3 protein-coding genes are annotated in these 4,716 nt (G+C 70.7%); all 3 read left to right on the top strand.

Annotation, left to right across the window (positions count from 1 at the left end):
- Positions 1-64 precede the first annotated feature (64 nt).
- From ZRA01_RS19830 to ZRA01_RS19820, 3 genes are read left to right on the top strand one after another with little or no spacing between them, the layout of a single operon-like run.
- Positions 65-1,348: a Glu/Leu/Phe/Val family dehydrogenase gene (locus ZRA01_RS19830; protein ID WP_141355098.1), complete on the top strand. Its 1,284-nt coding sequence runs from the start codon at positions 65-67 to the stop codon at positions 1,346-1,348.
- 28 nt (positions 1,349-1,376) lie between these two features.
- A complete protein-coding gene (locus tag ZRA01_RS19825) occupies positions 1,377-3,266 on the top strand; it encodes a sensor histidine kinase (protein WP_141355097.1) in 1,890 nt (629 codons plus the stop codon).
- Complete coding sequence (locus ZRA01_RS19820; protein WP_141355096.1) at positions 3,263-4,597, top strand: sigma-54-dependent transcriptional regulator; 1,335 nt, start codon at positions 3,263-3,265, stop codon at positions 4,595-4,597. The genes ZRA01_RS19825 and ZRA01_RS19820 overlap by 4 nt, the downstream gene beginning before the upstream one ends.
- Positions 4,598-4,716 lie beyond the last annotated feature (119 nt).

The raw sequence follows: 4,716 nt of genomic DNA, 5'->3' as shown, positions 1-4,716 counted from the left end.
CCAAGATCCTGCAGCACTGAAGCACCGCAGCACCCATTAAAAAACACAACGGAGACACCACACCATGACCACCCAGACCCTACCCTCCTACATCGACCCGGCGCGGGTCGGCCCGTGGGGCATGTTCCTCGAACAGCTCGAACGGGTCGAACCCCACCTGGGCCCGCTGGCCGAATGGCTGGACACCCTGCGCCACCCCAAGCGCTGCCTGATCGTCGACGTGCCGGTGCGCATGGACGACGGGCGCATCCGCCACTTCGAGGGCTTCCGCGTGCAGCACAACCTGTCCCGCGGGCCCGGCAAGGGCGGCGTGCGCTTCCACCCGGACGTGACGCTCTCCGAGGTGATGGCCCTGTCGGCCTGGATGACGGTGAAGAACGCCGCCGTCAACCTGCCCTACGGCGGCGCCAAGGGTGGGGTCAAGGTGAACCCGGCCGAGCTGTCCCGCCCCGAGCTCGAGCGCCTCACCCGGCGCTACACCAGCGAGATCGGCAGCATCATCGGCCCCGACCGCGACATCCCGGCGCCGGACGTGAACACCAACGAGCAGATCATGGCTTGGATGATGGACACCTACTCCATCAACCAGGGCAGCACCCAGACCGGCGTGGTCACCGGCAAGCCGATCTCGATGGGCGGTAGCCTGGGGCGCAAGGACGCCACCGGCCGCGGCTGCTACGTGGTGGCCCGCGAGGCCATGAAGCGCCTGGGCATCGCCATGGAAGGCGCCCGGGTGGCGATCCAGGGCTTCGGCAACGTGGGCAACGCGGCGGCGCGGATCTTCCACGACGCCGGAGCGACGATCGTGGCGATCCAGGACGTGGCCGGCACCATCTACAACAAGGGCGGCATCGACCCCCACGCCCTCGGCCGCTTCCTGGGCGGCAACCCGCGCGCGCTGCTCGACTACCCGGCCGCCGAGGCCATCGCCAACGCCGACTTCTGGGGCGTCGATTGCGACATCCTGCTCCCCGCGGCGCTCGAAAAGCAGATCACCGAAGCCAACGCCGACCGCATCAAGGCCCGCCTGATCGTCGAAGGCGCCAACGGCCCGACCACCCCGCTGGCCGAGGACATCCTGCTCGGCAAGGGCTGCACCGTGCTGCCCGACGTGCTGGCCAACGCCGGCGGCGTGACGGTGAGCTACTTCGAGTGGGTGCAGAACGCGTCGAGCTTCTTCTGGACCGAGAAGGACATCAACGACCGCCTCGACCGCGTGCTGTCGGAAGCCTTCGAGGGCATCTGGCAGGTGGCCGCCAGCCGCCGGGTGAACCTGCGCACCGCCACCTACATCACCGCCTGCTCGCGGGTGCTGGAAGCGCGCGCCCTGCGCGGGCTGTATCCTTGAGCATCGCCCTCACCCCTCCCGGAGCCCCATGAGCGCGCAGCCCCCTGAATCGCTGGTTCCCCCCTCCCGCGCGCTGTCGACGCGGCCGCTGATCGTGCTGGCCCTGCTGCTGGTGATCGGGCTGATCGGCTTCGGCGGCTACCGGGCCAGCGAATACCAGGGGATGCAGACCCTGCGCACCGACGCCGGCCACCGCCTCGACCTCTTCGGCGCGGCGGTGGACGGCATCGTCAACCGCTACGCCCACATTCCCGCCACCATCCAGCTGAGCGAAGAGGTGCTGGCCCTGCTGCGCAAGCCCCGCCCGGCGGGCAGCGTGGCGTCGGCCAACCGCTTTCTCGAGCGGCTCAACGGCCACATCGGCAGCCTCGCCATCTTCGTGATGGACGAGCGCGGCACCGTGCTGGCCTCCAGCAACTGGAAGCAGCCAGACAGCTTCGTCGGCGAAGACCTGTCGTTCCGCAGCTATTACCTCACCGGCCTGTCGGGCCAGGTGGGGCGCCACTTCGCGATCGGCATCACCCAGGGCGAGCCGGGCTACTACGTGTCCCACCCGATCCGCGACGGCGAGCGGGTGGTCGGCGTGGCCGCCATCAAGATCGGCCTCGCCGGCATCGACCAGGCCTGGGAGCTGCTCGGCGTGCCGGCCCTGATCGCCGACGAGAACGGCGTGGTGATCCTCTCCTCGGTGCCCGACTGGCGCTACACCGCGCTCAGCCCGCTCTCCCTCGACAGCAAGGTCGAGGCCGCCGTGTCGCGGCTCTACAACAACCGGCCGATCGGCAACTTCCCGGTCGCCATCGACGCCTCGCTCGGCCCCGAGGGCCAGGAGATCCACGGCGGCGCCCGGCTCGGCATCGCCCCGGGGCGGGCCCAGCTGGGCAGCACCTACCTCGTCCATGGCCGCCAGCTCAGCAGCACCGGCTGGCGCCTCTTGATCTTCTCCGACCTGCAGCCGATGCGCGCCCAGGCCATCGGCCACGGCGCCCTGGCCGCGGTGGCCACCGGCTGCGTGCTGCTGCTTTTGCTGGTGGTGGCCCAGCGCCGGCGCATCCTGCGCCAGAAGCTCGAGGCCAAGGCGCTGCTGGAACAGGCCAACGCCCAGCTCGAGAGCAAGGTCGCGCGGCGCACCCGCGCCCTCACCGACACCAACGCCCGCCTGCAAAAAGAAGTGGCCGAACGCCAGCAGGCCGAGCAGACCCTGCGCGCCGCCCAGGACGAGCTGGTGCAGGCCGCCAAGCTGGCGGTGCTCGGCCAGCTGGCGGCGGGCATCACCCACGAACTGGCCCAGCCGCTGGGGGCGATGCGCACCCTGTCGGGCAACGCCATCGAGTTCATGAAGCGCGGCAACCTCGCCACCGTCGAGCAGAACCTCGGCATCATCGCCCGGCTGGCCGACCAGATGGGGCGCATCATCACCCCGCTGAAGACCTTCGCCCGCAAGTCGCCGGCCATCCCTGCCGCCACCGACGTGGCCCACGCGGTGGGCGCCGCGCTGTTCCTGCTCGACCAGCGCCTCGCCAAGGCCGGCATCACCGTGATCAACCACTGCGAGCCCGGCCAAGCCGTGGCGTGGTGCGACCAGAACCGGCTCGAGCAGGTGCTGATCAACCTCATCCGCAACGCCGGCGACGCGATGGCCGACAGCCCGACCAAGACGCTCACCCTGGCCGCCGCCACCACCGCCGACGGCGTCGAGCTGAGCATCGCCGACACCGGCTGCGGCCTGCCCGAGGGCGGCGCCCTGTTCGAACCCTTCTTCACCACCAAGCCGCCCGGCGAGGGGCTGGGCCTCGGCCTCGCCATCTCCCGGGACATCGTGCGCGAGTTCGGCGGCGACCTGCGCGCCGACTCGCGCCCGGAAGGCGGTGCGTGCTTCAGCCTGCACCTGCCCGCCGCCCCCAAGGAACAGCCATGAGCCAGGAACTCCGCGTACTCATCATCGAAGACGACCCCGACGTGCGCCTCGGCTGCGAGCAGGCCATGATGCTGGCCGACCTGCCGGTCGAGGGCGTCGGCTCGGCCGAAGAGGGCCTGGCCCGCCTGAAGCCCGGCTTCCCCGGCATCGTCGTCACCGACATGCGCCTGCCCAGGGCCGACGGCATGGAGGTGCTGCGCCGCTGCCAGGCGATGGACGCCGACTTGCCGGTGATCATCATCACCGGCCACGGCGACGTGACCCTGGCCGTCGAGGCCATGCGCAGCGGCGCCTACGACTTCATCCAGAAACCCTTCGCCCCCGACCTGCTGGTGGACGTGGTGCGCCGCGCCCTCGACAAGCGCGCCCTGACCCTCGAGGTGCTCGACCTGCGCCGCCGCCTGGCCCAGCGCGACGGCATCGAGAGCAAGCTCATCGGCCGCTCGCCGCAGATGGCGCGGGTGCGCCAGCTAGTCAGCGACGTGGCTGCCACCCGGGTGGACGTGCTGGTGCGCGGCGAGACCGGCACCGGCAAGGAGCTCATCGCCCAATGCCTGCACGAACTCTCGCCCCGCAAGGACGGGCCCCTTGTGGCCCTCAACTGCGGCGGCCTGCCCGACAACCTGCTCGACAGCGAACTCTTCGGCCACGAGGCCGGCGCCTTCACCGGCGCCCAGAAACGCCGCATCGGCAAGATCGAATACGCCAACAAGGGCACCCTCTTTCTGGACGAGCTCGAGAGCATGCCGATGGGGGTGCAGATCAAACTGCTGCGGGTGCTGCAGGAGCGGGTGGTGGAGCGCCTCGGCTCCAACCAGCAGCTCCCCGTGGATTGCCGGGTGGTGGCCGCCACCAAGGACGACCTCAAGGAGCGCGCCGAACGCCAGACCTTCCGCGCCGACCTTTACTACCGGCTCAACGTGGTGACCATCGACCTGCCCCCGCTGCGCGAGCGCCGCGAGGACATCCCGCTGCTGCTCGAGCACTTCCTGCTCCTCGCCGCCGCCCGCCACGACCGCCCGCTACCGGCCGTGCCGCCCGAGCAGATGCGCCGCCTGATGGCCCACACCTGGCCCGGCAACGTGCGCGAGCTGCGCAACGTGGCCGACTGCATCGTGCTGGGGGTAAGCACCGAGGTGCTCGGCGGCAACCCGGCCGACACCCCGCCAGCCTCACTGGCCGAATCGGTGGACAGCTTCGAGCGCAGCCTGATCGCCGCCGAGCTGCGCCGCCAGGGCGGCAGCCTGGCCCGCAGCGCCGAAGCCCTGCGCGTCGCCAAGACCACCCTCCACGACAAGATCCGCAAATACGGGCTGGGCAGCGGCAGTTGAGTGCCCCCAGGGCCGGGCTCCGCCCAGCCCACCCCCCAAGGGGGTTCAAGGAAAGTTGGGACGGCCCGGCGTTTCCTTGAGAGCGCCCCCAGGGCCAGGCTCCACCCAGCCCGCCCCCC

It is taken from the genome of Zoogloea ramigera, assembly GCF_006539865.1.
Taxonomy (GTDB): Bacteria; Pseudomonadota; Gammaproteobacteria; order Burkholderiales; family Rhodocyclaceae; genus Zoogloea; species Zoogloea ramigera.
This window is presented reverse-complemented; position numbering and strand designations above follow the sequence as displayed.

Coding starts and splice junctions, on each gene's coding strand:
- ZRA01_RS19830 (WP_141355098.1), top strand. CDS start 65: ATGACCACCCAGACCCTACCCTCCTACATCGACCCGGCGCGGGTCGGC.
- ZRA01_RS19825 (WP_141355097.1), top strand. CDS start 1,377: ATGAGCGCGCAGCCCCCTGAATCGCTGGTTCCCCCCTCCCGCGCGCTG.
- ZRA01_RS19820 (WP_141355096.1), top strand. CDS start 3,263: ATGAGCCAGGAACTCCGCGTACTCATCATCGAAGACGACCCCGACGTG.